This window comes from Paraburkholderia podalyriae, assembly GCF_014397785.1.
Lineage (GTDB): Bacteria > Pseudomonadota > Gammaproteobacteria > Burkholderiales > Burkholderiaceae > Paraburkholderia > Paraburkholderia podalyriae.
The window spans coordinates 1-1,598 of the sequence record NZ_VZQQ01000205.1 but is presented as its reverse complement, the minus strand read 5'-3'; the positions used below and the strand labels follow the sequence as shown (position 1 = coordinate 1,598).

The 1,598-nt window shown below is 63.5% G+C and carries 2 protein-coding genes; one reads left to right on the top strand and one right to left on the bottom strand.

Annotated features, from left to right (window positions below; translation table 11 throughout):
• Positions 1-8 precede the first annotated feature (8 nt).
• The gene (locus F6X42_RS42515; RefSeq protein ID WP_187639718.1) at positions 9-1,121 is read left to right on the top strand and encodes a CapA family protein; all 1,113 of its coding nucleotides are present in this window, start codon (positions 9-11) and stop codon (positions 1,119-1,121) included.
• Here the strand turns inward: F6X42_RS42515 and F6X42_RS42510 are convergent.
• Positions 1,118-1,598 (bottom strand): dienelactone hydrolase family protein (locus tag F6X42_RS42510; protein WP_187639717.1); only part of this gene is annotated, 481 nt, incomplete at its 5' end. The genes F6X42_RS42515 and F6X42_RS42510 overlap by 4 nt on opposite strands.

The window sequence follows — 1,598 nt, the reverse complement described above, 5'->3', positions numbered from 1 at the left end:
CCCGAAGGATGAACTGCGTCAAGCTGTTTCTGTGCGGGGACGTGATGTTGGGACGCGGTATCGATCAGATACTGCCGCATCCGAACCGGCCCCATCTCTTCGAACCCTATATGCGTTCGGCGAGAGGCTATGTGCGCCTCGCTGAAGCGAAAACCGGCCCGTTACCGGAGTGTGTCCCGTTCGGCTACGTGTGGGGCGATGCGCTGCTCGAACTGGAGCGCATGAGTCCTGCCACGCGCATCATCAACCTCGAGACGGCCGTCACATCCAGCGAGGACGCATGGCCCAGAAAGGGCATCCACTACCGCATGCACCCCGCCAACGCGCCCGTCTTGAGCGCCGCGAAAATCGACTGCTGCGCGCTCGCGAATAATCATGTGCTCGACTGGGGCTTTCGCGGGTTGACGGAAACTCTGAATGCCTTGCGTTCAGCCGGCATTCATACGGCTGGCGCGGGGCAGGACGACGTCGAGGCGGCCGCGCCTGCCTTGATCGAACTGGCGGGCGGCGGCAGAGTGATGATCTTCGCCTTTGCCACGGAATGCAGCGGCGTGGGCGCGGACTGGGCCGCCGATCGGGGCCGCCCCGGCGTGAACCGGCTCTCTGATCTTTCGGCTGACACCGTATGCACGATCGCAGCGCAGGTGCGAGCGGTCAGGCAGGCAGCCGACATCGTCATCGTCTCGATCCATTGGGGCGAGAACTTCGATTTCGACATACCTGCTTCGCAGCGATACTTCGCGCACGAACTCATCGATTCGGCGGGCGTGAATCTCGTACACGGCCATTCGTCGCATCACGTGAAGGGCATCGAGCTGTATCGAGGCAAACTCGTCCTGTACGGTGCCGGGGACTTCATCAACGACTATGAAGGTATCGGCGGTCAGGAAGCGTTTCGCAGCGACCTTGCGCTGATGTATTTTCCCACGCTCGACCTTGAAACGGGCACGCTGGCCGAACTGTCGATGACGCCGACGCAGACACGCCACTTCCAGATCAACCGGGCGCCTGAAGAAGGCATTCGATGGTTACACGAAACGCTGAATCGGGAGAGTCAGCCATTGGGCGCCACTCTGGAGCGCCGCGCTAACGACACGCTCGTGCTGCGTGCGGGCGCTTAGGCGCCGAGATAACGCTCGAACCACTGCACCGCGTATCGCGCAACGGCTTCCAGTGTGCCGGGCTCTTCGAACAGGTGGGTCGCGCCGGGGACGATCACAAGATCCTTCGGACATTCGAGCAGAGCGAAAGCCTCCCGGTTGACTTCGATGACATTGGCGTCGAGCCCGCCTACCACGAGCGACGTAGGCGCCTGCGCCGCGGCGAGGACGTCGCGTCCGGCGAGATCGGGCCTGCCGCCTCGCGAAACGATCGCCTCAATCGGGAACCACGACACGTGCGCCGCGCGGATCGCCGCAGCCGCGCCCGTGCTCGCGCCGAAGTAGCCGAACGAGAGGCGTGTCGTCTGCTTCGCCGCGATCCAGGCCGTTGCTTGCGCGAGACGCACTGCCAGCAGTTCGATGTCGAAGCGGGCAGCGCGACCGGTGTCTTCCTGCTCGGAGAGCAAGTCCATCAGCAGCGTTCCGATGCTGGCCCGA

Bases quoted from the DNA above. Each gene is read 5' to 3' on its own strand.
- F6X42_RS42515 (WP_187639718.1), top strand. From the start codon at position 9: ATGAACTGCGTCAAGCTGTTTCTGTGCGGGGACGTGATGTTGGGACGC.